Annotated in this window: 23 protein-coding genes, 2 tRNA genes and 1 pseudogene; 10 read left to right on the forward strand and 16 right to left on the reverse strand. The window is 56.8% G+C overall.

Translation table 11 applies throughout. From position 1 onward, the window contains the following. Positions 1-120: 120 nt before the first annotated feature. Together ACEW8Q_RS05850 and ACEW8Q_RS05855 are read right to left on the reverse strand one after the other, a co-directional pair. Positions 121-561, reverse strand: coding sequence for an integrin alpha (locus tag ACEW8Q_RS05850; protein WP_373503120.1), 441 nt, complete (start codon positions 559-561; stop codon positions 121-123). Then, positions 524-826, reverse strand: coding sequence for a cadherin repeat domain-containing protein (locus ACEW8Q_RS05855; protein WP_373503121.1), 303 nt, complete (start codon positions 824-826; stop codon positions 524-526). The genes ACEW8Q_RS05850 and ACEW8Q_RS05855 overlap by 38 nt, the downstream gene beginning before the upstream one ends. Positions 827-1,470: 644 nt before the next feature. Here ACEW8Q_RS05855 and ACEW8Q_RS05860 point away from each other — a divergent pair. The 4 genes from ACEW8Q_RS05860 to ACEW8Q_RS05875 all read left to right on the forward strand — a co-directional run bounded on the left by ACEW8Q_RS05860 (position 1,471) and on the right by ACEW8Q_RS05875 (position 6,274). Further along, positions 1,471-1,547, forward strand: a tRNA-Pro gene (locus ACEW8Q_RS05860). 114 nt (positions 1,548-1,661) lie between these two features. Further along, the gene (locus ACEW8Q_RS05865; RefSeq protein WP_373503122.1) at positions 1,662-3,026 is read left to right on the forward strand and encodes a DUF6538 domain-containing protein; all 1,365 of its coding nucleotides are present in this window, start codon (positions 1,662-1,664) and stop codon (positions 3,024-3,026) included. A 160-nt stretch (positions 3,027-3,186) separates the two neighbouring features. After that, the gene (locus ACEW8Q_RS05870; protein WP_373503123.1) at positions 3,187-6,147 is read left to right on the forward strand and encodes a hypothetical protein; all 2,961 of its coding nucleotides are present in this window, start codon (positions 3,187-3,189) and stop codon (positions 6,145-6,147) included. 50 nt (positions 6,148-6,197) lie between these two features. Next, positions 6,198-6,274: transfer RNA gene (locus tag ACEW8Q_RS05875), tRNA-Met, on the forward strand. Between the two features lie 235 nt (positions 6,275-6,509). Here ACEW8Q_RS05875 and ACEW8Q_RS05880 read toward each other — a convergent pair. The 10 genes from ACEW8Q_RS05880 to ACEW8Q_RS05925 form a co-directional block, all read right to left on the reverse strand. Further along, positions 6,510-7,187: a recombinase family protein gene (locus ACEW8Q_RS05880; RefSeq protein WP_373503124.1), complete on the reverse strand. Its 678-nt coding sequence runs from the start codon at positions 7,185-7,187 to the stop codon at positions 6,510-6,512. An 847-nt stretch (positions 7,188-8,034) separates the two neighbouring features. Next, positions 8,035-10,587, reverse strand: coding sequence for an AAA family ATPase (locus ACEW8Q_RS05885; protein WP_373503125.1), 2,553 nt, complete (start codon positions 10,585-10,587; stop codon positions 8,035-8,037). Between the two features lie 69 nt (positions 10,588-10,656). After that, positions 10,657-11,193 (reverse strand): hypothetical protein, encoded by a 537-nt coding sequence (locus ACEW8Q_RS05890; RefSeq protein WP_373503126.1) that lies wholly within the window; start codon positions 11,191-11,193, stop codon positions 10,657-10,659. Position 11,194: 1 nt separating this feature from the next. Continuing rightward, a complete protein-coding gene (locus tag ACEW8Q_RS05895) occupies positions 11,195-11,416 on the reverse strand; it encodes a hypothetical protein (RefSeq protein WP_373503127.1) in 222 nt (73 codons plus the stop codon). Next, entirely contained in the window at positions 11,409-12,194 is a 786-nt protein-coding gene (locus ACEW8Q_RS05900) for a hypothetical protein (RefSeq protein WP_373503128.1), read from the reverse strand. Before ACEW8Q_RS05900 ends, ACEW8Q_RS05895 begins: the two co-directional genes overlap by 8 nt. 311 nt (positions 12,195-12,505) lie before the next feature. Next, complete coding sequence (locus ACEW8Q_RS05905; RefSeq protein WP_373503129.1) at positions 12,506-12,730, reverse strand: hypothetical protein; 225 nt, start codon at positions 12,728-12,730, stop codon at positions 12,506-12,508. A gap of 49 nt (positions 12,731-12,779) precedes the next feature. After that, positions 12,780-13,061 carry a hypothetical protein gene (locus ACEW8Q_RS05910; protein ID WP_373503130.1) on the reverse strand — a complete coding sequence of 94 codons (282 nt, stop codon included), beginning with the start codon at positions 13,059-13,061 and terminating at the stop codon, positions 12,780-12,782. A gap of 47 nt (positions 13,062-13,108) precedes the next feature. Continuing rightward, on the reverse strand, positions 13,109-14,071 hold the full coding sequence (locus tag ACEW8Q_RS05915) for a hypothetical protein (RefSeq protein WP_373503131.1): 963 nt from the start codon (positions 14,069-14,071) through the stop codon (positions 13,109-13,111). 1 nt (position 14,072) lies between these two features. Then, positions 14,073-14,624, reverse strand: coding sequence for a hypothetical protein (locus ACEW8Q_RS05920; protein ID WP_373503132.1), 552 nt, complete (start codon positions 14,622-14,624; stop codon positions 14,073-14,075). Beyond that, complete coding sequence (locus ACEW8Q_RS05925; protein WP_373503133.1) at positions 14,614-15,588, reverse strand: hypothetical protein; 975 nt, start codon at positions 15,586-15,588, stop codon at positions 14,614-14,616. The genes ACEW8Q_RS05920 and ACEW8Q_RS05925 overlap by 11 nt, the downstream gene beginning before the upstream one ends. Before the next feature lie 183 nt (positions 15,589-15,771). Here ACEW8Q_RS05925 and ACEW8Q_RS05930 point away from each other — a divergent pair, with 183 nt between their 5' ends. The 6 genes and pseudogenes from ACEW8Q_RS05930 to ACEW8Q_RS05955 all read left to right on the forward strand — a co-directional run bounded on the left by ACEW8Q_RS05930 (position 15,772) and on the right by ACEW8Q_RS05955 (position 20,945). Next, on the forward strand, positions 15,772-16,209 hold the full coding sequence (locus ACEW8Q_RS05930) for a helix-turn-helix domain-containing protein (protein ID WP_373503134.1): 438 nt from the start codon (positions 15,772-15,774) through the stop codon (positions 16,207-16,209). 252 nt (positions 16,210-16,461) lie between these two features. Beyond that, a pseudogene (locus ACEW8Q_RS05935) lies at positions 16,462-16,632 on the forward strand (DUF6538 domain-containing protein); the annotation flags it as partial. A 63-nt stretch (positions 16,633-16,695) separates the two neighbouring features. Continuing rightward, positions 16,696-17,919 carry a tyrosine-type recombinase/integrase gene (locus tag ACEW8Q_RS05940; protein ID WP_373503157.1) on the forward strand — a complete coding sequence of 408 codons (1,224 nt, stop codon included), beginning with the start codon at positions 16,696-16,698 and terminating at the stop codon, positions 17,917-17,919. A 110-nt stretch (positions 17,920-18,029) separates the two neighbouring features. Beyond that, on the forward strand, positions 18,030-19,277 hold the full coding sequence (gene dcm, locus ACEW8Q_RS05945; protein ID WP_373503135.1) for a DNA (cytosine-5-)-methyltransferase: 1,248 nt from the start codon (positions 18,030-18,032) through the stop codon (positions 19,275-19,277). Further along, positions 19,270-19,722, forward strand: coding sequence for a very short patch repair endonuclease (locus tag ACEW8Q_RS05950; protein ID WP_373503136.1), 453 nt, complete (start codon positions 19,270-19,272; stop codon positions 19,720-19,722). Before dcm ends, ACEW8Q_RS05950 begins: the two co-directional genes overlap by 8 nt. Further along, positions 19,719-20,945 (forward strand): type II restriction endonuclease, encoded by a 1,227-nt coding sequence (locus ACEW8Q_RS05955; RefSeq protein WP_373503137.1) that lies wholly within the window; start codon positions 19,719-19,721, stop codon positions 20,943-20,945. The genes ACEW8Q_RS05950 and ACEW8Q_RS05955 overlap by 4 nt, the downstream gene beginning before the upstream one ends. Positions 20,946-20,987: 42 nt before the next feature. Here the strand turns inward: ACEW8Q_RS05955 and ACEW8Q_RS05960 are convergent, their stop codons facing one another. From ACEW8Q_RS05960 to ACEW8Q_RS05975, 4 genes are all read right to left on the reverse strand, one after another. Further along, on the reverse strand, positions 20,988-21,779 hold the full coding sequence (locus ACEW8Q_RS05960) for a hypothetical protein (protein ID WP_373503138.1): 792 nt from the start codon (positions 21,777-21,779) through the stop codon (positions 20,988-20,990). Between the two features lie 5 nt (positions 21,780-21,784). Next, positions 21,785-22,219, reverse strand: coding sequence for a hypothetical protein (locus ACEW8Q_RS05965; protein ID WP_373503139.1), 435 nt, complete (start codon positions 22,217-22,219; stop codon positions 21,785-21,787). A gap of 60 nt (positions 22,220-22,279) precedes the next feature. Beyond that, positions 22,280-22,756 carry a hypothetical protein gene (locus ACEW8Q_RS05970; RefSeq protein WP_373503140.1) on the reverse strand — a complete coding sequence of 159 codons (477 nt, stop codon included), beginning with the start codon at positions 22,754-22,756 and terminating at the stop codon, positions 22,280-22,282. A 513-nt stretch (positions 22,757-23,269) separates the two neighbouring features. Further along, complete coding sequence (locus ACEW8Q_RS05975) at positions 23,270-24,055, reverse strand: hypothetical protein (RefSeq protein WP_373503141.1); 786 nt, start codon at positions 24,053-24,055, stop codon at positions 23,270-23,272. Positions 24,056-24,074: the final 19 nt, after the last annotated feature.

The raw sequence follows: 24,074 nt of genomic DNA on the forward strand, positions 1-24,074 counted from the left end.
CCAGCGGAAAACATGGCGAAATTCGCGACATCTGGGACTTGCTCAGCAGAAACAGCTTGCTCATGAAGGCCTCCTCTATCGGAAGCCTTGAATCAAAACTGCAACTGATCCGCAACCAGTTTAATAGGTCCTGAGCCTAGCTCCAGTGCCATCTGGATCGTAGAAATCCTCGCGGCCGAATATGACGTATGCTTCACCTACAGAAGGCTTTGATGAATTCGCAAGAGGAGCGTCGATCACCAGGTCGCCGATTCCGTCAGAATTGACGTCGCCAGCCGAAGATACCGCCCCTATGGTGTTGTAAGCATCCGCACCGTATATCACTATCCCGTTCCAAGTGGTGTCTTTCGCAAGGTCGATATCCTGCAGATTCGCTCCGCCAAAGATCACATATGCTTCTCCGGCGTTCGTCTCGAGATTTCCAACACCGTCACCATTCTTGGCTGACACAATAATGTCATCGCAACCATCGTTATTCACGTCACCCGCGCCTGAAACGGAAGTACCGAGAAAGTCTCCGGCATCAGCACCATAAATGCGGAACCCCTCGCTCGGCGCCATCGGTAACGCGAATGGTGAGTGTGTAGGAACCAAGACCGAGGTCTGCACCGTCGGCAACCCGGATTATACCCGTGGCCGGATCGATGAAGAAGAGACTGCTGTATGAACTGTCCTCGATTGAATAAGTTAGTATGTTGTTTTCTGGGTCGGTGGCATAGACGGCACCCAAGATCGTTCCGCCCAGTGCATCATAATCTACTAGGAAAGACTGATTGAGAATTACGGGAGCCAGATTGGTTTTGCTGCCACCACTTGGTCTTGCCATGATACCTGTCCTTTGAAGAGAGCATTGCCAGCCCACCGGTCCAGAACAAACTGGCCGATTGGGTTCAAAACTCGTCGTATCTATTCCTTGTCGAGATCGTCGCCGGATGTGTGCAGGTAGAACGAGCGCAGGAATCGAGAGGCACCTGGGTGCCGCGGTTCGAGAGGAGAATGATAAAAGCACAAATGAAAAGTGTCGTTTAATTTATACATGCAGTAGCTCTTGTCTGGTAATGCAGGGTTGCCAGTACCGCCAGTCGTGACTTCAGTCATGCCAACTGCAGGCGAGTTGCGGCGTCGCTCATAACTCGCGACCTTGCCGCGCATCCCAAAATGAAAGAAGTCGGCACAAAATATCATGACGCCCTCTGTGGAGCGGGAAGCCGTATCGCGCCTGGCGCAAAAGCATCGGGTGTGCCAACGGCGGCCGTGCAAGGTGATTGACCAATGCTGAATGACGGGTGGTGCTAGCGCGCCGTCAGACCTGACGGCAGCCGGCAACGAGGGCGCATGAGAACGATTGGCCAGGAGCGAAGAAGTCCGGTTACCGCTTGGCGACGCCCCAGTGATGGGGGCTGTCCATAGCCAGCCGATGAAGGCTTGCCTAGTCCGAAAAGCGCCGCTATAAGCCGCCCGGACCAATGACGGAGTGTAGCGCAGTCTGGTAGCGCACCTGCTTCGGGAGCAGGGGGTCGGAGGTTCGAATCCTCTCACTCCGACCATATTAGTAGCCAAGGGGATTCAGCATAAACCTCTGAGTCCCCTTGTTTTTCGGGCAATTATCGGCATGGTGAGAGGCTTCAGCGGTAGTCACCGAAGTAGCCATAAAAGTAGCCATGCGCGCCAATCATCATCTTCGTCTTCGCGGCTCGGTCTGGTTTTTTCAGATCAAGATTCCGGCTGACCTTCGGCAGCACTATAAGAGCCGTGCCGTAGTCGCTGAAACTCTCGGCACCAGTGACCTGATAGAGGCTCGCATCAAGCGCACCATCAAGCTCACGGCCTATGAGAAGGACTTCAGCCGATTGCGGAAAGATGGAGTCGACTTGGCGCGGGACATGACGCGCGAAATCGCTGAACTGGAACTTGAAGAGTATGAACTGTTGCGGCGTGACCCGTGGCGCGCGGCGGTCGAGCCTGACCCAAAGGAATACGGTCTGAGCCGCGCGAAGCATGATGATGACTTCCGAATATTCGCGGCGACGAAGGCGCACAACCGGTTCACGGCCAATCAACCGGCACCGCCACCGGTACGCCGCACCGAGCCCGTGGACAACTATCTGAACGGCTTCCTCGCAGCCAAGGAGTTCAGTGTGCAGCATGCTTCCAAGTCGAAGAGCGCCGTCTTGCGGCTGAAGGCATGGATGGAAGTGCAGGGCATGGCGGCAACCGTGGGCAACGTCACCCGTGAGCTTGCCGGTGACTACATGCAGACCGTTCCGGGCACTCGCAAGACGCGGGTGAACATCGCGGGTCTGCTGTCTAGCTACTTCCGATACATCGTGTCACCGCTGCACAAGCTCGACAAGAATCCGTTCGAAGGGCTGGCCGGTGATCTTGAGGGCAACGCCAAGGTGATCGTCAAGCGCGACTATCGAGACGATGAGATTCAGAAGCTGCTATCAGGCGGCAAGGCTGAAATGGTCGAGACGATCCGCGTCTTGCTGCTTTCCGGGCTCCGTGCAAGCGAGTTGTGCGCCATGACCGTTGCCGATTCTGCACACGATGAAGAGGCTGACCGCAGGGTCTTCCGCGTCCACGGCGGGCCGGACGATGTCACGCGCAAGGCCAAGACGCTTTCATCCAAGAGAGTCGTGCCGGTGCATACCGATATTGACGGCATCGTGAGCGCTCGCTGCGAGGGCAAGGCAGCTGGTGGCCTGCTCTTCCCTGAGTGGCACGGCAAGGCCAATGCGCTCGGCCAGCGCTTTGCAGAACATCGGCTTGCCCGTCACGTGGACGATACGCGACCGGGTGAGAAGCAATCGAGAATCGACCTGCACTCGACTCGCCGGAGTTTTGCGGCGCGCGCAATGGCTGCCTATGCGTCTGGTGTTGGGAGTTTTACGCCATGGACGGTTGCGGATGTTCTAGGGCATGACCGTGAAGTGCAGGTGCTGCCGATGACCAAGAAATATGCTGGCCTCAGTCCGATGAAAGAACGGATTGCTTGCGTGGAGGCCGTCAGGCTTCCGAGTTAGCGGTTAGCGCCATGGGCGTGTTGCCTGCTACCGTGCTGGAGCATCTCAATGCGAGAAAGGGCAAGCAATCGGATCGTACAGTGCTCAAGAAATACCTTGCGCAATCACGCATACCATAGGGTAAGCTCACCGGAATCGGGAGCGGCGAAGATTCGTACAAATGGCTACAACAGAGCACACCATCAATGATGCCCTCGCAGAAGTGCTGCGCACCACTCGAACGGCATGGCGAGAAACACATGTCGTCAATTCCGAGAACACCAGTGCTCTAAAGGGCTCCAACAAGCGACCTGACATCGTCATTGTCGAAGCCAATGTCTCCCCAGTAGTAATAGAAACCGAAGTCGTTCCCGCCGTCACTGTCGAACAGGAAGCGATTGAACGGCTCGGTGTGAGCCTCCGGGTCAACGGGAGGCAAATTCTGTCTGCGGTCGCAGTCAGGATGCCTCTTCGATTTCGGAATAAATCCAGTGCGGAACTTCAGTCGGAAATAACTAACGCAACCGATCTGGAGTTCTGTCTGTTCACTGGAGTCGATGATGCATCTTATTCGCGTTGGCCGAAGAAGGGCTGGCTGACAGGCGGCGTGAGCGACTTATCCATCATCGCACAATCTGCATCCGTGCCGCCTGATGTCATCGAGAAAGCGGCAGACCAGCTTGTGTATGGTGTGAGTGAGGCTGCCGGATTGCTGGCCGAAGTCGCCAAAAGCCATCCGAATGCAACGCTCAAAATCGGTCTAGAGCTTAAGCAGGAAGACGATGACCAAACGCGCCGGATGGCCGCAACCATAGTTGCAAACGCTTTCGTCTTTCACGAGACGTTGTCCAATGGGGCCGGTGCTCTCGCTGAAGTACGATCACTGGATGAACTGCGCGGCTCCGGCACTGGAATGACGAAATCGGTAGTTCTTGCGGAATGGCGCAAGATTCTGAAGGTCAATTACTGGCCGATTTTCGACATTGCGCGGCGCATCCTTGAGGCGGTTCCCGCCACACACAGCAAAACACTGATAGACCGGCTCTCGGCAACGGCGGACCAACTTCTGGAAAACCGCCTGATGAGGTCACACGATCTTACCGGCGCTGTATTTCAGCGGCTCATTGCAGACCGAAAGTTTCTGGCCGCGTACTATACGACTCCGGCGTCTGCCGCTCTTCTAGTCGGATTGGCAATTCAACAAGACAAGACTCCCGCGTCTGGAAATTGGTCTGACGCCAATGGGGTTTCTTCGTTGCGAGTCGCGGACTTCGCTTGCGGTACGGGCACCCTGCTTTCAACCGCTTACCAGCGCATGGGGCAGCTTCACGAATTGGCCGGTGGAGATTCGGAAGCTCTGCATCCGAAGTTCATGGCGCAAGTTTTGGTCGGCTGCGATGTCCTGCCAGCCGCTGCACATCTGACCGCATCAATGCTCGCTGGCGCACATCCCACTTCCAAGTTCGATAGAAGTTCAATCATGACGGTTGCATATGGGAAGCAGCCAAACGGCGGTGTGGCGCTCGGATCGCTCGACCTACTCGACCCGCAGGGGACGCTCGACATCTTGTCAATCACTGCGAAGGCAGCGGAAGGTCTTGGCGAGAAGGAGAAGGATACCTGGGCTTCGCTTCCTCATGCTTCGTTTGATCTGGCGCTAATGAATCCGCCATTCACCCGCCCCACTGGGCACGAGGGCAAAAAGATCGGTGTGCCTAATCCCATGTTTGCTGCCTTCGCCTCATCGGAAGAAGAGCAAAAGGTAATGGGAAAGGCCGTGAAACGTCTGACGACTGGCACCAGCGCTCATGGTAATGCAGGAGAGGCGTCAATCTTTCTGGTGCTGGCGCATCGCAAGCTCAAAGAAACCGGGACGCTCGCGCTTGTCATGCCGTTAAGTTTGATGGCTGGCGATGCTTGGGAGGAGTCGCGCAAGCTACTTGCCAAAAATTACGGAAATCTCGTGCTCGTTTCCATCTCAGGAATCGACGGCGCGGAACTGTCGTTTTCAGCAGACACGTCAATGGGGGAGTGTCTGGTTATTGGTGAGCGCGGCAAGGGACCGAGCACACGGGCAACATTTGCCGTTCTCAGCGAAAGGCCCGCCTACCCTATGCTCGGTGCGGCTGCCGCACATCAGATACGGAAAATCATCGCAAGTGGCAATGTGCGGAAGCTTGAAGATGGTCCACTAGGCGGAACAAGAATCCAATTCGGCGCTGATGTAATTGGCCAAGTGATTGACGCCCCTATACCGAGTGAGGGCGGTTGGAACCTATCGCGTGTGGCGGACCTTTCACTGGCTCAAACTTCGTATCAGATCACACACCGCAACCGAATTTGGCTTCCCGGCACCAATGAAACGGCTGCACACTCGCTGCCGGTGACAACAATCGAGAAGCTTGGCCATATCGGTCCGTATCACATGGACATCAACGCAGAAGGTTCAAAGGGCGCTATTCGCGGACCATTCGAAGTCATTGCATTGTCGGCTGGCGGCGTTCCCACATATCCGATTCTATGGAGTCACGATGCGACACGTGAGTTCACGATGTCCTTCGACGCGGAGTGTGAGGGCATTGTAAAGAAGGGCAAGGATGCATCCGAAGACACGATGATCGCTGACAAGGTTTCGGAGATTGTAGACTCTGCATCTCACTGCCACTTCAACCGCGATTTCAGGTTTAACAGCCAAGCGACAAGCATGCAGTTCACGCCACGCCGCACCATCGGAGGCAGAGCATGGCTTTCGATCAAGTTGAAGTCTGAGAAGCACGAGAAAGCACTTGTTGTATGGGCAAATACTTCACTGGGGATGTTGCTTCACTGGTGGCATGCGAACAAGCAACAGGCGGGAAGATGCTCTATAGGCAAGACTTCCCTTCTCGCTCTTCCAACTCTTGATGTTGATACATTGACTACATCCCAACTCGATGCCGCCGCTAAAGTGTTTGATGATTTTAGCGCCAGATCATTGAAGCCTCTGCATGAAGTCGATACGGATTCCGTTCGGGCGGAACTTGACGAAAGGTTTCTCACGGAAGTCTTAGGCGTTCCGGCAGCCATCTCAGGTGGCCCTCCGATGTCAACGCTACGGGCCAAGATGGCCAGTGAACCATCCATTCTCGGCCATAAGGACTGATCGCTTGCAATATCGTTTTCGCTCCTATATCTGCACCCTCGCATTGGTGGCGCGGGATGGAGCAGCCCGGTAGCTCGTCAGGCTCATAACCTGAAGGTCGTCAGTTCAAATCTGGCTCCCGCAACCAACGCCCTGCCACGTCGGACGCCTCATCATGTGAGGGCTGAAAAATTTCCCAAAAATATTTCGAAACACGGGGCTTGGATCGACCGGGACCCACTCCGGCACCCCCACCCCTTTTCAAAACCGATTCGACTCCCCCGGCACCCTTTGCCGTCTTCGGCTTGCCGGGATCATGCCGACATGGGAAGGCCGCACTCGATTGAGCACGGCCCGCACATGGTCAAGTCGGTGCTCGGTGACTATGCAAGCATGCTCGCAATGGTCTTCGCGGTGAAAGGCTGTCCAGTGCTCGATAGGAAGTCTTCAGCGGCAAGCGTGGCCGCGATGGACCTAAGAGACGGCTTCTGCTTGCGGACGCTGGCAAGCTCCTTAGCCCTTGCTACGGCCTTCGGTTCGCGTTCACCGATGGACTTGCGACCTTCGCACTTTCCGTCTGCTTCACGCTTGCGCTTCCGTGCTGCTGCCAGCTTGGCAACAGTGGTGGCTTTGTCGAATTGAGCGATTGCGCCAAGGACCTGTCTCACCAGCACCGCTGTAGGAGTATCTTCGGTGAAGAAGTCTGGCGCTGACGCCGGTATCAGGGTGATGCCTTGCGCCTTGAGCAGGTCATGGCCGGTAAGCTGCACCATCAAGTCGCGGGCGAAGCGGTCGGGAGATTCCACGATGACCGTCTTTGCGCCATTGGCGATGAGGCGGGTGAGCATGTCGCTGAAGCCGGGACGGTCGGTGATCGGGTCCGCGCCGGAGACAGCGGCGTCACCATACCAGCCGACAATCTCGTATCCATGAGCACGGGCATGAGCCGTGATGGCCGTCCGCTGGCGTGTCTCAGAGTCTTTGTCGGCTCCCACGTTCGCAGCCGAGCTTTGCCGAGTGTAGCCTACGGCTTTGATGAGGGATTTTAGGGACTTCGTCATGATGTTGTTTCCAATTCCTGAGAACTGGAAACAGCCTAACACATATTGCGCTGCACAATGGAGTCCATCCGGGCCGTAGGGTAAACGAAAAGAGCGCGGTTTAGCAGGTCTGGTGGCCGGTCGCGGGGCTGGCCATTAGAAACCTCGTGGGCTGGCCAGATTCGACTGTTCAACAGGGTTGCCGCCATGGCTGGCCTCTTCGTGCTTCGACCATGTGGACGACCTCCTATGGGCTGCAACGGCAGGGGTGGGTTTACCTAGAGGAAGGAGAACGGCGAAATAGGTCAGTAATGCTTACGTATTATGTAACTGTCTAGTTACCCGGCGTTGTAGGCAAGCGGCCTATATCCCCTACTGAATTAGTAGATATTATGTTCCGCTCTGATGGGAAATAGCGGCTGAAATGGATCAAACCTCGCTTTGAGTTTTCGCCAAGGTTATCACGGATCGTCCACCAGAATTTCAGGGGAAACTTCTGGTGCTCCAACTTTTGCCGGGACCTACTGCTAAGTATCTCTCTCCCCTCTCTCCCCAATAGGGGGGGAGAAGAGAGGGTGCGCGAGCTTGAGACGCCTGACTTTTTAGCGCACCCTAGCGCACCCCCCTATGCGCGCCACTTTCATCTAATAATTACGGGGGTTTAATCAGTTTTTCGCCCTGATGGAGCGCACCCTAGCGCATAGGGGGGTGCGCGGGGTTTTAGGGGGTGCGCGAATCGACCTCGAAAACCATTATTCGCGCACCCCTGTTCAGAAACAGATAAGCCAAAAAAACCCAGTTTTCGACCTTTCCGCACCCTTTGGCGCTAACCCCCTGTTCTATGTGGATTAAACGCCGAAAAACCGGTTTACCCGAAATCTTCCTCCTGACCGGGATTCGGCGTGTTCGCTTCGACCGCCTCAAGGGCAAGCTCCTTGTCCATCTCAGCCTGCTTGAGACCGTTCAGGAGCTTGCGCTGCCCCATGGCCGTCAGCAGGAAGCCATCAACCTCCCGCTTGCCCCCACGATTGGCCTGACGCGGGCTGTAGATGTCATTCCGGCGCTCGATGAGGTCATTGGCCAGCAACACCCTGACGGCGGTCGCCACGGCACGGCTGGCTTTGTCGCGCTCCTTGGGGTCGGTGCTATCGAGCAAGGCCTTCATGTTCAGGATCGGTGCGAAGAAGCGGTCCACGTGCCGAGATGACGCACTGAGGTCACACAGCGGGCCGGTGATTGATCCTTCCGCGAACTCCTTATAGCGGTCGGTGTCCTTCTCATCCTTGCCGGGTGGCGTGTGCTCCTTTATGGCTGCCAGCATCGTCGTGACCTGATCGCGGCTGTAGCTGGTGATGTCTTCGTTGACGCTGGCCACGGTGATGACGCCAACGGAACGCGGCAGACCCTTCCGTGAATCCTTGTGCGCCGGGGCCTCGACGCTGTCGAAGGTGAACCAGAAGCGGGCGCGGTTGTTCGGACCAAAATTCTCCTTGTCGGCATGGATGTAGAAAAACCGCTTCCAGTCGTCCTTGGTGACGCTGGAGTCCTTCTCCCGGTCATTCATCGGCACCAGTACCTCAGCCACGCGGACATGGTCACGGATCGCGCCAGCGCCGCGCATGGCATTCCGCTTGTAGACCTCAATGTCCTTGCCATCCCACTTCACCGAATTGTGCGCCAGACCGACTGCGATCCCTTCCACATCAGCCAGCTTTGCCCATGCTTCCACGGCGGTGCTCATGGCCGTGTTGTTGTTCTCATCATTCACCTCAATCGTCTTCACGAAGGGCTCGGCCAGCAACATCTTGACGCCGTGCTCATGGATCACTTCCGAGACCTTCTCCAGCGCCGGGACATAGATGCGAACCGTGTTCGACTCATCCATCTTGGCCACGGCCAGACGATCCTCGCGGCCATTCACGAGCAGGCTCTTGATGACCACGGCGGGCTCGATACCATAGAAGGTGCAAGCGGCGAATACCCGGAGCAGGATGTTGTCGCGGGAGTCCTCAAGGTTCCACAGCCACACTCCCATGGCGTCATCATCGGGCTTCTCTCCGGCTTCCAGAAGGGCCTTCAGGCGGTCAACGTGATCGCCGGGTGCTTCCATGCGCGCCTTGATGTACTTCAGGCCCACAGCGGCCAGAATGGCCCGCAGGATGAGCAGCGTGGACTTGCCCATGCCGCCCGGTGCCGCGATCACGGAAACCAGCCCGTAGCTGTAGGACTGGCCGTAGCAGTATTCCATGCCAGCAAGGTTGACCGGATTCAGATCATCAAGTGTGATGCGGCGCGCGATGATCCCGGCCACCATGTCCTTCGCGCTGGCCATTCCAGCATAAGGACTATGCTTCGCGGACTTTTCCGAGTCTGGTGCGGCAGCCGGAGACTTGCCGGGGTGGTCATCACCAAAGAAGCCAACCGGAAAGTCGCTGATGCTGCTCTTGCCAAAAGAGTCGGCGCTGGCAGCCGGACGGCCACCATGAACCTTGCCCTGCCGGATCGACGTGGCATAGGCGCTGCCTACCTTCACAGCCAGATCGAATGAATCCCACGGCGGCGAGCAGCGCGGATTAAAGTGCTCTTCCATAAGCTCCAGCGCCATGTCAGGGCTGAGGCCCTTGTCATAGAGCCAGCGCGCCGTCAGATGCGTCTCATGGTCACCACGGCTGCCCTGCACTGCCGGTGCGCGGGCCTTCAGATACTCCGTCGCGGCCTCGTTCATGTCATCCGAGTCCATGTCCGGGTGCCAGTCGGTCGTCAGCTTGCTTAGATCGGCGGTGGCCGGGTCGTCAGCCTTGCACAGGGCGGCAATCAGTTCAGCCGGGGCCATCGCCAAGGGGCGATCCTTAATGACCGTGTAGGAGCCCTCCGGCAGCACTGTATTCGGCAGCACCAGATAACCAGTGCCAGCGCGGAAGTCGATTCCCTCGGGACGGTTCGGCCAAGCCACATGATGGTCGAGACCATGGCGCAACACGATGTGAATCCCACCGGACGGACTCTTGATGATGAGGGTGTCGAAGCGGTCCACCAGCCGGTCGATTGCCGCGACCTCGGTGAGGCCTTCAGGAACGGTCATGCCAAGCGCGCGGCAGAGGCCGGTAGCGCCCTTGTGAGTGCCCTTGATGTCAACATCCAAGGCAAACTCGGTGAGGCCACCGGGCACCCATGCCATGCCGCAATCATTGAGCAGCACGTCATCGCTGATGGAATCCAGATCGGCGGTCGCGTCATGCAGCCCACGGGAACCGGGCAACGGAATCTTGGTGCCGCCCGTCAGCAGGAAGAATTTCGCGCCGGGGCAGCGCGCCATCAGAAGCTCAGCAGTCTTCACAAGTGGCAGGCCTGCCAGCGGAAAGGAGACGACTTCTGCCGTAGCCATTTCGTTAGGCTTGTTTTCCTTCGGGCTCTGTGTCATATAGGTCTCCTTCATCGAATATCTCTGTTGACCCGTCATGGTTCGCGCCACGGCGGGTTTCTTTTTGCTTCAGTGCATCTTTGACTTTGCTTCTAGGGCGCTGAGGATTTCATCGCGCCGTCTGCAACCGTAGAAACTGGTCGCGCCAAAGGCTTTCATCGTGGTCTCCACCATGGCGCGGTCGTATGGCTTCAGGGCCATTTCAAACTCAGCGGCGATCTTGTGGTTCGCATTGATGACCGCCTCAAAGTCTTCCAAGATCAAGGTCCAGTCACCGGGCCGCACGTCATCAGCGCTTTCGTAGCCATAGAGTTCTAGCAGCGTGTTGATGTCCGACTCGTCAATCAATCCACGGGCCAGCAGCTTCTCGACTTCGACCCGTGGGCTGTGAGAGGTAAGCTTGCGGACACTGCGCTCCTTAGCCAGACGGCGCGTCTCCTTCCGCACACCAGCCGCGTCGTAGATCGCACGGATTTCCGATGCCTCGATCACCTTCACCGACTCCGGGTTATCGGCATAGGAGAGACCGGCGTGGCCGTCACGCATCCAATCAATCTTGAATACCTGAAGGCCGATGAAGACATATTTTCCTATCCAGTTTGCCATATCATTCGCCTCCGATGGTGCTGAGCGCCGGGTGGCCATTCAAGGGCTCGGCACACTCGACTTCCATCTGTGCCAGCCTCAGCGAGCGGGCTGCCAGCAATTCGGCCATGAAGCGGCGGATGGAGTCGGACTCTTCCATCCTCAGCTTTATGCCATGCTCGGCGGCGATCTGAGTCGTGGCCTTTCCGATATGCTTCAAAAATCTCATCTCACGATCAGTCATTGGTGGTCTCCATTTCAGTTTCAGATTTTGCTCGTTTCCGCGCCATGCCAGCGCGGCGGATTTCCTTGTCATTCAAATCGCGGCAGCCGGGGCATCTCTTTGTATGCCTTGGCGCGTTCGGAATCGGTTTGAGGCAATCAATGCAAATCGTGTCCACGGCAGCGGCGGCGGCTTTTTCCGCGCGGCGGGCCTTCGTGGTCCGGCTGGTGGCCGTCATTCTTTTCTGCCCTGTGACTGCTCGCCCACGGGCGCAATCTAGGCAATAAATCCTATGCTCATGTGAGCCGGTCATATCGGCGTTGCACTCGCGGCAGCGATGATCGACTTCACGCTTGTCAACGCTCCGGCAGACGCCACACGTCCTGAATGTCTGGCCATCCATCGACGGGGCCATGAAGCGCCCGCATTTCTGGCACTCCGGCGTCTTGCTCGGGACGTAGAAGGGGCGGCGATCCTCAAACTTGGGCAAAGGCAGCCGCCCGCTTGAAACGGTGAGGCTGTAGGCCGGTCGCGGTGCCGGGATGGGGAAATGGACCTTCGGAACTGGAGGGGCCTGTACGGCCTCGCTATCGAGCTTGTCTTCGCATGCCTCACACATGGCGGCGGCATAGTCCGGCGAGTCGGTCTCGATGATGCCGGTCTGGCAAAATCCGCACGGTGCAATCCATGTGGCAGCGCCGCACTTCAGAAACTCGGTCGGCACCATGTCCGGCCCGATTGGAATCATGACGGAGTCTGGTGCTGCCGCCAATGCTTCGATTTTCAGAACTACATTCACGCGGCGCTCCTATTCTTCTACTGGTTTGCGTGGACGCACCCGGTGGCAGAAGGCCAATAATGCCACCGGGCTTGCCCCTCGCCTCGGTGGTTTTCACCAGCGGACGAAACTTTGAATTGATAGGCCGAGCGCTCGACCACGATGAAGTTTGCCGCGCTCGGCCTCTTCCACCAGCCTTGCGGCTGACAGGTCTCGGGATTGATGGGCGGCGGGTAACACAACCGAGGGGACAGAGATGAAGCTAACCCCCTCTAAAAACCCCGCCGCCCCTTCATCGGCCCGTATCCTTGCGGACGTGGCCGGTGGTGGGGTTAGACCGACTTCGCGGCCAGATAGACCGTGCCGTCAGCGGACGCGCTCAAATCTGTGACTGAACTGTCACTCCACGCGCTGTCATTGTCGAAGTGTGCAGCGGCAGCGACACGGGCGTTCGCCTCAGATGTGGCACCGACGATCATCACGTTCACGCCACCGATGAGCGTCTTGCCGCCCGGAAGTGCTTCGACCTTGTAGATGTTGGTTGCAGTGACTGCCATTTTAGTTACTCCTTAGTTTGTGGGGGTTAAGTTTGCATGCACGAGTAGTTCAGACGCGGAGTCGGTCCCCGCCAGATGTCACCTTCGGCCAGACGTTGCCGGTCTCGCTGGTGCCGACCGGGCCGTGCGATGTCTCGACCACAAGGTCCTGCGTCGAAGAGTCTGCCAGTGCCACGGCGGTCCAGCCGTCGAAGACCCCGGCGCTGTCACCACACAGGGCTTCACAGCGAGTGCGGGCAGCGGCAGCCGATGCGGCCTGCACCACGAAAAAGTTGCGACGATCCCCACGCTTGAGGCTCGGGTCGGCAGGGCAAACGATAAACTGTGTCATATGAATATTTTCCTTTCTGGTTGAGTGGGGTTTAAGTTGATAGGCTATCAAGCGGACTGACGCGCGGCCAAGCCTGCACTGATCTTGTTCGTGGCGGTGACGCCCGAATTGCTGTCTTCTGCATCTGGCGGATTGATCCTGCCGACGCCCGGATTGTGGAGGCTGAAGCTCATCTTCTCCAAGGTGGTCATCGGACGGACGCCTTCGACCTCAGCCATGGTCTCGTGGATCGTGGCGTACTGAACATCAGCCAGACTTGCATTGTCCTTCACACCAGCGACCATAGAGCCGAATAGGGCTTCGGCTGCCGCCATGACCGGGAAGGGCCGATATTTCTTGTCAGTGCGCTCAAGGGCCGCGATGACTTCGGAACCAAGCTCAAGGTCTTCCGTCAGCAGCGCCGTGCGGTACAAGTCGGCAATCTTCTTCGGCCCTGCCCCATCCAGCGAGCGCGCAATCGAGTCGCGGCGCTGTGATCCGATCATGTAGGCATTGCCTACTGAGATGGGATTTCCGAGATAGTCCTTCGTCTCCTTGATGGCCGCGTTGATCTGGCTCACTTCGGCGCGCAATGCAGCCACCTCTTCGTGCATATCGGCGCGGATGTCTGCGATCTTCGACTGGAAATCATTCTTGGCGTCTACATCGGCCTCATACTTCTTCCGCAGACTGGGCGACATGGAAGCTAGCATCTGCTCACGCGCATCGGTGAGGCTCTTCACCTTGGCGTCAAACTTCGCCCGGACGGCCTTCGCCTTCAGGATGTTGTTGGCCTGCCGGTCCACGAGCGCCTTCTGCTCAGCGGCGTTCTTCGGCATTTTGATCTGTGTGGCAACGGTCATGATTTTCTCCTGCTTCTGATGTTCAATTTCAATGGTGCGGAAGTTGATTGCGGACTTGAGTGCTTCGAACTTCTCGGTCTTCTTTTTCTCAGCAGCGGCCTTGCGGGCTTCGTGCTGCTGATCGAGATGTTCGCGCCAAGTGGTGCGCTTATTGATTCTGCTCTTCATGTTACCTCCCGAGGATTATGGACGGTGCGCGCTCAAGCCTGATGCCGGTGCGCTTTTCTTCAGCCTGTCGTTTCAGGCGGGCTTCAAGCTGTTCATTGGTTTCGCGGCGGTGGACTTCACCACGAGGAATGAATCCCTCTGGCTTCACTCTTGCGTCAACCGCCGCAAGCAATTCGGCTGGCAATGACTCGGGCTCATCGAGCTTCTTCTGCTGTTTCGGCGGCAGCGGGCGGCGCTTGGCATGGAACGCTTCGAAGAAGGCCTTGCCCTCACCCTGATCGGGGTTCATCCGCATGTCCCACACCGCATTGCGGCAGGCATCCTTGAAGCGGCGGGCCATACGGACCTCGGGACTGATGGACTGTTCCCACGCGGCCTGACCTTCAGGGCTGTCGAGCGGCTTCTTCCATATCTTGCGATGATTGAGGTGAGCCAGTTCTGGCGGCGCGAAAATGCCCACCTCGGGGCCGGTGGCAATGCGATAGCCTTCCGGTGCATCGGCGGCAGCCGTCAAGTCCACGTCGAGCGCGGTGATGAAGGGATTAAATGTCATCGAAGTTGTCTTCCTGTTCGTTTTTGATTTCGGTGAGCAGCGCCTGCGTGTGAACGTCCGGCGTGAGGTCAATCACAACTTCCTGCTTGGCGCGCGATGAGAGAATCTGTTTGGCAATGCGTGAGAGGTGAGTGCGGTCTGAATCCGATAGGAAATAAGTCTCCTTCAGCCAGAAGGTGAAGGATGGATTCGACGGATCGTCTGGATTCTGGTTCGCGCCAGAGTTGACATTGACCTGCACATTTGTGTTGCTGGCGGCGCTGTTGGCAGCCGCGAAGTGTTTGTCCGTCGCGCGCTTGGCCATGGCCAGTAGTTTTGTATCGCGTACATGCTGATGCGCGATGACCTGCCCCATGGAGACAATGGGCACCAGCTTGCCGGTGATGGCTTCCTCGACATAGGCGCGATTGGCCATTGCGCCGAACTCACCCATGGCGTCATCCCACCTCATATGAAAGGTGGAACCGAGCAGCTTGCTCTTGTCGTAGAGATTCTTGAACAGACGGCCAGTGCCCTTGCGGCCATCGGTAGCCTCGGCAGCGTCATGATAGTTGCCGCGCTCAGCAAGGAAGGGAAGGAAGCGGTCCACACGTGGATCATCTTCGGTCAATGGCTTGGCATGGGAGAGTCCGGCCTGAAGAGTGTCCTGCAATTCCTTGGGAAGCCGCGCCATGGCCACGCTTGGCTTAACGCCATTGGCGACCTCGGCAGCGATAAACTCGGCCTGCTTCCTCAGCTTCTCAGTGCGCGCGGGACGACCTGCACCTGAGCGATTGCGCTTCTTACGCTTTTCGGCCTTTTTAGCCGCACCACGCTTCGCATGCTCGGGACTGCAATATGGCTTCCTCGGGAGGTCGGTTTCGAACCAGCCGTCTTCACCATCTTCGACGCAAATCTCGCACACCTGCACCCGCATCTTGCGTGGCGGCGGGCTCTTATTCGGTGTGGCGGGGTCGGAGGTCAATTCAAAGCACCTTTCTTTACGGGGTCTTGTTCGGTCTGGTCTCGGTTCGATTTGCATGAACATAGCATAGCGTTAACGGAGTGTAAACACTGTAAGTGCGTTGAGTTATAGATTTACGGACAGTCGTTGACCACTGTGAGCGTTCACAGTAAGATCGCACCGATAGTGGATTGGAGTATCTTTATGAAATCAGTGAAAAAATTGGTGCTTCAGCACGGTAGCTTGATGATGGCGCTGCCGTGGATAAGGTCTGAAGGTCATGCTGCCGAAGTAGTTCAAGCCTTATCTGAAGCGGTTGAAGCCCAAAGCGAGCTTCAAGCGTCTCGGTCGCGGTCTGGCAAAAAGACGAAGATCAAGGATGAAAAGCGCGACCTAATGACCAAGCTGCTGAAGGAGGGTCGTCAGGTGAAGGCTGTTGCGGAAGCCGCTGGCGTTACGCCGATGACGGTCTACAGGCATCTGAAGACGCCCGAGATGCGAGAGTGGTTCCGGCAGCCCGGAAACCTCATGACGTTAGCCGATGTCACGGACCCGGAGTCGATGACTTCGGAACTGCCAGCGGACTTCCATGCAACCGATGATAAAATGCCAGTGGTCAAATCTAGCAGACGGAAGAAGTAGCCATTAAAGTAGCCACTGGCTACCTTTGGAAGACCTGCAAATGCTGGATTATCAACGTTTCCGAGCTTCCCGCATGGCTACCGAATGAGGTTCGAATCCTCTCACTCCGACCAATCTGAAACCCAAGGGGGTTTAGCATAAACTGCTGAATCCCCTTGATTTTTAGACAAATTTCTGCATGGTGAGAGGCTTCACGGAAGGCACCTAAGAAGGCGTCAAAGTAGGCATCTCATGGCCCGGCACGGCTCCAACATGCGAAGGCGGAAAGGTGGCGAGACTTGGTTTTTTCAAATCAAGGTGCCCGTTGACCTCATCGCAGCATACAGCGGCAAGCGTGTCATAGAGCGCAGCTTGAAGACGCAAAACAAAGATGACGCCGTCCTCTTGAGAGACGCCTTTCGCATTCAGTACCGTGCGGAGTTCGAACGCAGACGGAAAGAGGGGACCACGGCTGAGTCGGATGAGGCCATACGTGAGCATCAAGCCTTGCTGAACGCCTATGACGTGCTGAGGCGCAATCCGTCATTCGTGAAGATGGCAGGAACCGGTTTTCTCTTCGAGACCGTCGCGGACTTTGACGACAAGGCGGAAGTACGTGGCGCGCTGAGGGGCAAAGGGCTTTTCGAGCATGGCCAACCGCCACCGGCATTGGCGCGTGAGGAAGATGTTGACTACTATCTGAAGGACTTCCTGAAGGCCAAGGACTTCAGCGTCCAGCATGCCGACAAGACTGACCGCGCGGTGGCGAAGCTCAAGGCATGGCTCAAGGCCACCGGAAAACAGGCGACGATTGGCAACGTCACGGCTGAGGTGGCTGCCGACTATCTGGAAACGGTTCCGGGCACCCGAAAGACGCGGGTCAACATTACTGGCCTGCTGTCATCCTATTTCACCTACGTTGCGAAGACCCGGAAGAAACTGGACGCGAATCCATTCGAAGGCTTGGCCGGTGAGCTTGAAGGCAATGCCAAGGTCATCAAAAAGCGTCCCTACACCGATGATGAGATTGCGAAGCTCTTGGCACCGGCACGGCCTGACCTGAAGCCAAAAGAGAAGATCAAACATGCTGCCATGCTGGACACGATTCGAGTGCTAGCCTTGTCCGGTATGCGGGCTTCCGAATTGGTCAGCCTGACCAAGAGCGATTGCCGTGGCGGACTGTTCCGGGTGCATGGCGGTCCCGATGATGAGGACCGGAAGGGCAAGACGAAAGCGGCCAAGCGAGAGATTCCGATTCACTCGGAGCTTGCCGCCATGGTGGAAGCACGGCGCGGCAAGGTGGGCAAGACTGACCTTCTATTCCCCGAATGGCTTGTGAGGCCACGGGGTAAGCCCGTCCCCGGACGGCCCGCAGAGGGAAGCGCACACGCCCTTGGCAAGCTCTTCGCTGAGCACCGCATTGCATGTGGAGTCGATGACCAAAAGAAAGGCGAGCGGCAATCCCGAATCGACCTTCACTCACTGCGAAGGTACTTTGCGGCGAAGGCAATGGAAGCCATTGCGAAGGGTGAGGCCGGATTCACGCCTTGGACCCTTGCCGATGTTATGGGCCATGATCGGGAAACCTTGCCGCTGCCAATGACCGGCAAATATGCGAACCTCAGCCCGATAGAAGAACGGCGGAAATGCGTGGAGTCGGTGAAGCTCCCTTCGGTCGCGGTGAAGCTGCCAGCGGCTGAGAAGGCCACGGGTGAGGCCAAGGAAGCCTAGCGCCGCTGATTTTCCCGGTCGAATCCACCGGAGTTGTTAACATTTCGTTCTGGACTTGTTCTAGCGGCCCGAATCTGACATGATGTCACAAAATTTCCCAGGGGGTTCGCATGAACGAGTTCACGTCGCTTCGACAGCAGGCAGGTTTGACGGTCACGGACGCGGCCAATCGGCTCGGCTATACGGAACGGCAGATTTACCGTTTCGAGAAGGGCACCGCTCAGCCCCGGAAGGGCGTCATTGAACTGTTGCGCACTCTCAAGCCCCACAATGACGAGTCGAAGGAAGAGCAACCGCCCTTCACCTTCATTGACCTCTTCGCGGGAATCGGCGGACTTCGCAGGGGTTTCGAGGCCATTGGCGGGAAGTGCATTTTTACCAGCGAATGGGATCGCTATTCACAGAAGACGTATCGCGCAAACTTCCCCGATGATGACCACGAAATTTCCGGCGACATTACCAAGATCGAGGCGAAGGACATTCCCGCTCACGATGTGCTCTTGGCAGGCTTCCCCTGCCAGCCGTTTTCCATCGCGGGCGTCTCCAAGAAGAATGCGCTGAACAGGCCGCACGGTTTTGCCTGCGACACTCAGGGGACTCTCTTCTTTGATGTGGCGCGCATCATCGCGCATCACAGGCCGCGCGTGTTCCTTCTGGAAAACGTCCGCAACCTTGTGAACCACGATAGCGGACGGACTTTTCAAATCATTCGTGACGCGCTCGAAAAGGAACTTGGCTACCACATCTCTTGCCGGATCATCGACGCCAAGTCATGGGTGCCGCAGCACCGCGAACGAATCTTCATTGCCGGATTCCGTGATCGCAGTGACTTCACATTAGACACGCTGAAGGTTTCCGCGTCCGCTGAAGGGCCGAAGCTAGCGACCATCCTGCACAGGGAAGATGGCACCGAAAAGCCTGACGGCCATTTCATTGACGGCAAGACGCGCAAGGTCTCTTCCAAGTACACGCTTTCCGCTCACCTGTGGCAGTACCTTCAGGACTACGCGGCAAAGCACAAGGAAAAGGGCAACGGATTTGGCTTTGGCCTCTTCGGCCCGTCTGAAGTTGCCCGCACGTTGTCAGCCCGATACTACAAGGACGGTTCGGAAATCCTCATCAAGCAGAAGGGCAAGGCACCGCGCCGACTCACTCCCCGCGAATGCGCGCGGCTCATGGGATTCGACAAGCCGGACGGTTCGGCGTTCAAGATCGTCGTTTCCGATACACAGGCCTATAAGCAGTTCGGGAATGCCGTGGTTGTGCCGGTGGTCACCGCAGTGGCAGAACACATGAAACCATTTATTCTTGAGAGTGCCGACGCCCCCGGCGTCATGAAAATCCGCGCCAGTGCCTGATATTGTCGATCAACTGACTCGAAGCCGGATGATGGCGGGCATTCGCTCGACAAACACAAAGCCCGAACTTGCCATCCGCCATGCGCTTCACCGCAGGGGCTTCAGATACAGACTCCACAAGAGCGGCATGGCGGGAAAGCCTGATATTGTGCTGCGAGCCTACGGCGCAGCAATCTTTGTGAACGGCTGCTTCTGGCATGGACATGATTGCGCTTTCTTTCGTCCACCGCAGACAAGGCCGGAGTTCTGGACTGCGAAGATTGAGGCAAACCGCCGAAGGGATGCAACCGTCAAGGAAGCGCTTGCCGTGGACGGATGGCGTCAACTCATCATTTGGGAATGCGCCATTCGTGGAAAGAAAGCGGATGCAATCGAAAAGGTTGCAGATCGCGCGGCCCGCTGGATAACCTCCAAGAGACGTTATGAAGAGATTCGGGGTGAATGATGCCAGTCACTGACCTTCCTTCATGGATAGAACAGCATGCGCGGGCCGGAACGGTTTGGCTGGTGAAGCGGCTTGCTGGCAATGACACGCTGGCAACCGGGGCGCATCAAGCCGGACCATACTTGCCGAGAAATCTGGTTTTTGAACTTTTCCCGGCAGTGAACCGGATTGAAACCAAGAATCCCGACACGGCTGTTGACCTCTACATTGACTCCCATGTGGACCACCGTGAGGCCCGCATAGTCTGGTACAATAACAAGTTTCATGACGGGACTCGCAATGAAACGCGGATGACTCAGCTTGGAGGGCAGGCGTCGGCCCTTCTCAATCCAGACAGCACCGGTTCCGTTGCCGCCTTGGTCTTTGTCTTGGACAATGCAGGCCACGCGGCTTCCTGCCATGCATGGGTTTGCGACAACTCAATTGAGGAAGACGTTTTCGAAGACCGGTTCGGCCCGATTGAACCGAAGACTTTCACCGTATGGCGTCCGGGCCTTGTTCCTGAAGTTGCCCAGGTAGCCGCTGCCGCGCCATGCCGGTTGACCCGTGAGCAACTGCCACCGGCATGGCTGCAAGCATTTCCGACCGGCGAAGAGATAATCGCCAAGACGCGGGAAATGCGGCCTGATGCCACGCAACCGGTTGATGACCGGCTTATCCTTCGCCGTGAATGCGAGTTCGAAATTTTCAAGAGCGTTGAAGAGGCCATATACCTGCCCCGCATGAGTGAAGGTTTCACGACCATTGATGGCTTCATAAGCCTCGCCCAAACCATCCTGCAAAGCCGGAAATCGAGGTCCGGCACATCTCTTGAGCTTCATGTGCGCAACATCATGATGGAAGAGCACTTCGTTCAAAACACGGATTTTTCCTTCCGCCCGGTGATTGAGGGCAACAAACGGCCAGACTTCCTTTTTCCATCGGTGGCAGCGTACAATGATGCCTCATTCCCACGAGAACGGCTGCGAATGCTTGCGGCAAAGACCACCTGCAAGGACCGTTGGCGTCAAATCTTGCCGGAAGCGAATGCCATACCGGTCAAGCACCTTCTGACACTTCAGGAAGGTGTATCGGAAAACCAGTTCAAGGAAATGCTGGACGCCGGAGTCCGACTCGTTGTGCCGTCGAAATTGCACAAGAGATACCCGAAGGACATTAGGCAGGAACTGATCACCTTCGAAAGTTTCATCGCTGAAGTGCGCTTGCAGAACAGCGGCGGGTGACGGAAAGTCAACGCTCATCACTTGCCTGCCCTTTCCATGAGGCTAGGAAGTCGGGTTGAGCGTGGGCGGCTGAGCGGGGACACCATTCGGAATGCGCATCTGATTTGCAACCGACCTCATTGCCTCTTCGGACGCCTTGATGAAATCAGAATGCTCAGAGAGTTCCGCGTCTTCGAGTTTGGCGGCAACGAATAGTTTTCCCTTTGGCCTAACCGTGAAAACGTCCACGGCAAAACTCACTCCATTGACTCGCATGTCGATAGCATGCTGCACCGTCCAGTATGCTGCCAATGTGCCTTCTACCAATGTGGGTTGCTTGCTTGGCCAGTAAACCTTTTTCAGGAATCCCAAGAATACATCCGCGCTGCTTTTGCCGCTGCCCATGCTGATGAATGGCAACTCAGGTGTCATTCTTTCCACAGCCACTTGAGGTGTAATCTCCACCAGCTTCAAACCATCCTTGAATGGAGCGGCCAACACACTATGACAAATGCAATCATTGCTGGCAACTTGTGGCCCGACCACTCGGGTAGCAAGCCCTGCTGTCTCAAGGGCCTTGTTTACGAGCGGTCGAAGATGTTCCTGCAACTTAGCAATGCTTTTGTCGTAACCTTGATTCAGAAATTCGGGGCACTTATCGTCCACAATGGCGGCAAGCTGTTGGCCCATCCCAAGATGACCGCTGGACGCAAAAAGAGCGGACTCGCCCTTAACGATTCGAACCTTTGTCACCTGTTGGCCAACGGTTTGTTGACCCATAGCACCGTGAGTAGCTTGCCGGTCGGCGGCGATTACAATCCCGTCCTCGCACAAGACCCCCACCAATAGTGTCATGATGTTTAGCCGACGAATACGCTGTTTTTCCGAAACTCAGGATACTTAGAGTAAATCGCCTTAAGGAGTTCTGGAAACGGCTGCGACGAAACCCAGTCAACCACCCTTCCCAAAAAGTCTGACCCAGTTGCACCAACTGCTTTTTTCACCCCTTCAGCGGCGTCCATGCCAATAGGCGTTGCGGCAAAATACTGCCAAGAGCGGTTTGGAACGTTTAACTTCGCAATCAACCCTCTTTCGGTCAAACTATCAAGGTCACGATAAATATCAGAATCAAATGGGCCGTAGTTGTATGGAACAAAATGGTAGAAATCATCGCCAACAATTGCGGCGGCCTCTTGCCTCATCAAGAACATTGCCTTCTGAATTTGAACGGGCGAAAGCGCCTCACCGCGCCTATGGGCAACGGCCAACAACAACCAATCCAGCCTGCCTGTCATCCTATCGCACTAGCCTCCGATTCACTGGAAGGATATCAGCATCTCTACCGAGAGTACAGCCTAGTCCCGCCCCGGTGCCGTCCATGTCGCCGTGGGGTCTTCTCTTTTCGCGGATGCCCTTCGAGGATTCCTCATCTTCACAGCCTCAGCATTGTAGCGGGTTTCAATTTCCCCATCACAATGGCTGCATTGCAACGCGCCGGGGTCTGAAAATGGCAGTTCGGCCATGCCGTGGCGGTCGAGGCGCGTGCTGGCCATGATGGTGCCCTCGCCATTGCAAAACGGATAGGGGCACTGGGCCTCATAGATGGCCGTGAAGGCGTCATGGTCAATCAAGAACCATTCAATGCCAGTGATGACCCCGGCCCGCGTCTGCCCACCCTGTAGCATCTTGCGGATGGATTGTGGTGTGATCGGCGCAAGTTGCAAATTCTCGACGTGCCTAATCGGGATTGCTTGCCGCAATGGTGGCCGCTTGCCAGTCGCGGCGATAGCAGCGGCCTCAGCTTCAAGGGCATCTAAATTGGCATCCGTCACGGCTGACCTCGCATTCATGGATCAAGAATCGTCGGGAGCCGCATGGGATGACAACTACCACGCGGCTCCCTTGAGTCCGCATGCCCTGCAAGGTCATGGCGCTTCGCGGCATGCACTGGGAGGGCACGGGACTCATTTCTCAGTGTATGGACGGTCAATTGGCCAGTGGATTGCCGCCACGTCCCAACTTGGGCCAAGGTCCGGTTGCACGGCCAACGGGTCCGAAAGGTCCGGCAACAAAATTCTCTGTTGCCGTGTCAGACAGCGCCGTGGCCGTCCATTCAGCCGCTGCGAATGCTCCCGCAACATCGCCGGTCATGGCCTCGCATGCCGTGCGCGCGGCGGATGCACTTGCTGCACTGACTACAAAAAGATTCTTACCGTCACTGCGACGGGCCGACTCAACGGGATGGATAACGTACAAGCTCATGATTCAGTTTCCTTTCAGTCAAACGAGTCGGGATTGTTTCCCGGCCATGGCATCCGACTCGAACACCATGGTCCAGGTATTGATTACTGAGCCGAAAGACCGCTGCTTATCTTGGACGTGGTAGTCTTGGGCTTGCTGAGGACCGTGGGGCTCACGGGAACCGCACGTCCGGGGCCAAACTTCAGGCCATGAGAGAGCTTCTCATTCGGCGTGAGCGGGTTGCCCTCAGTCTGCCGAACGGCTGCGATAGACTCGGCGTGAAGCCTGTCAATGATGGCAATCAGCTTCGCCGCTTGTTCCGCCTCTTCACCGAATCCGGCTGTGGCGATTTCCTGAGAACTGAAAGGCCGGTCACCGCGCGGAAGCTTGTCATTGGCCACCACAAGGGCACCGATCATGGCCTTGTTGCCGGTGCGAATGGCAACGGTTGCGAGATTCCGCATGGCATGCGGGCCTAGTCCGTTCACTTCCGTAGCCATGGCATTGCGCTCGGGCGTCCCGAAGCCGTGGACGGTTGCGAGGGCAACCGGATTGGTGAGGATTGCCTTGGCTTCGATGGCATCGGCGCGCAACGTATTCAGTTCACCCGCATCCTTCCACCTGGATTCCGAAGTCTCACTGCGATAGCCCTTCAACCAATCGGCAAATTCTGATTCATAGAGCTTGCTCATTTCATCGCGGCGCTTAGGGTCCGTGATGGCTTCCACATTGCGCGCGGTCATGGCCTTCCGCTTGGCCACTTCCATGTTGTACGCATTCAGTTGCCTGCCATGGGATGCATGGGCGATCACGGCGCGGTCATATGTGCCCTTCAAGTGGGCAAGGCTTGCCGGGATGTTGCGCTTGGTAGTCTTCAGTTCGGTTTCCATTGTCTGTCTCCTGTTGATG

This window comes from Aestuariivirga sp., from assembly GCF_041738905.1.
GTDB lineage: Bacteria > Pseudomonadota > Alphaproteobacteria > Rhizobiales > Aestuariivirgaceae > Aestuariivirga.

Excerpts from the sequence above, each read along its gene's own strand:
- ACEW8Q_RS05865 (WP_373503122.1), top strand. The coding sequence starts at position 1,662 with ATGCGCGCCAATCATCATCTTCGTCTTCGCGGCTCGGTCTGGTTTTTT.
- ACEW8Q_RS05910 (WP_373503130.1), bottom strand. The coding sequence starts at position 13,061 with ATGACACAGTTTATCGTTTGCCCTGCCGACCCGAGCCTCAAGCGTGGG.
- ACEW8Q_RS05880 (WP_373503124.1), bottom strand. The coding sequence starts at position 7,187 with ATGACGAAGTCCCTAAAATCCCTCATCAAAGCCGTAGGCTACACTCGG.
- ACEW8Q_RS05890 (WP_373503126.1), bottom strand. The coding sequence starts at position 11,193 with ATGGCAAACTGGATAGGAAAATATGTCTTCATCGGCCTTCAGGTATTC.
- ACEW8Q_RS05870 (WP_373503123.1), top strand. The coding sequence starts at position 3,187 with ATGGCTACAACAGAGCACACCATCAATGATGCCCTCGCAGAAGTGCTG.
- ACEW8Q_RS05855 (WP_373503121.1), bottom strand. The coding sequence starts at position 826 with ATGGCAAGACCAAGTGGTGGCAGCAAAACCAATCTGGCTCCCGTAATT.
- ACEW8Q_RS05920 (WP_373503132.1), bottom strand. The coding sequence starts at position 14,624 with ATGACATTTAATCCCTTCATCACCGCGCTCGACGTGGACTTGACGGCT.
- ACEW8Q_RS05965 (WP_373503139.1), bottom strand. The coding sequence starts at position 22,219 with ATGACAGGCAGGCTGGATTGGTTGTTGTTGGCCGTTGCCCATAGGCGC.
- ACEW8Q_RS05915 (WP_373503131.1), bottom strand. The coding sequence starts at position 14,071 with ATGAAGAGCAGAATCAATAAGCGCACCACTTGGCGCGAACATCTCGAT.
- ACEW8Q_RS05975 (WP_373503141.1), bottom strand. The coding sequence starts at position 24,055 with ATGGAAACCGAACTGAAGACTACCAAGCGCAACATCCCGGCAAGCCTT.
- ACEW8Q_RS05960 (WP_373503138.1), bottom strand. The coding sequence starts at position 21,779 with ATGACACTATTGGTGGGGGTCTTGTGCGAGGACGGGATTGTAATCGCC.
- ACEW8Q_RS05905 (WP_373503129.1), bottom strand. The coding sequence starts at position 12,730 with ATGGCAGTCACTGCAACCAACATCTACAAGGTCGAAGCACTTCCGGGC.
- ACEW8Q_RS05955 (WP_373503137.1), top strand. The coding sequence starts at position 19,719 with ATGATGCCAGTCACTGACCTTCCTTCATGGATAGAACAGCATGCGCGG.
- ACEW8Q_RS05850 (WP_373503120.1), bottom strand. The coding sequence starts at position 561 with ATGGCGCCGAGCGAGGGGTTCCGCATTTATGGTGCTGATGCCGGAGAC.
- ACEW8Q_RS05895 (WP_373503127.1), bottom strand. The coding sequence starts at position 11,416 with ATGACTGATCGTGAGATGAGATTTTTGAAGCATATCGGAAAGGCCACG.
- dcm (WP_373503135.1), top strand. The coding sequence starts at position 18,030 with ATGAACGAGTTCACGTCGCTTCGACAGCAGGCAGGTTTGACGGTCACG.
- ACEW8Q_RS05930 (WP_373503134.1), top strand. The coding sequence starts at position 15,772 with ATGAAATCAGTGAAAAAATTGGTGCTTCAGCACGGTAGCTTGATGATG.
- ACEW8Q_RS05885 (WP_373503125.1), bottom strand. The coding sequence starts at position 10,587 with ATGACACAGAGCCCGAAGGAAAACAAGCCTAACGAAATGGCTACGGCA.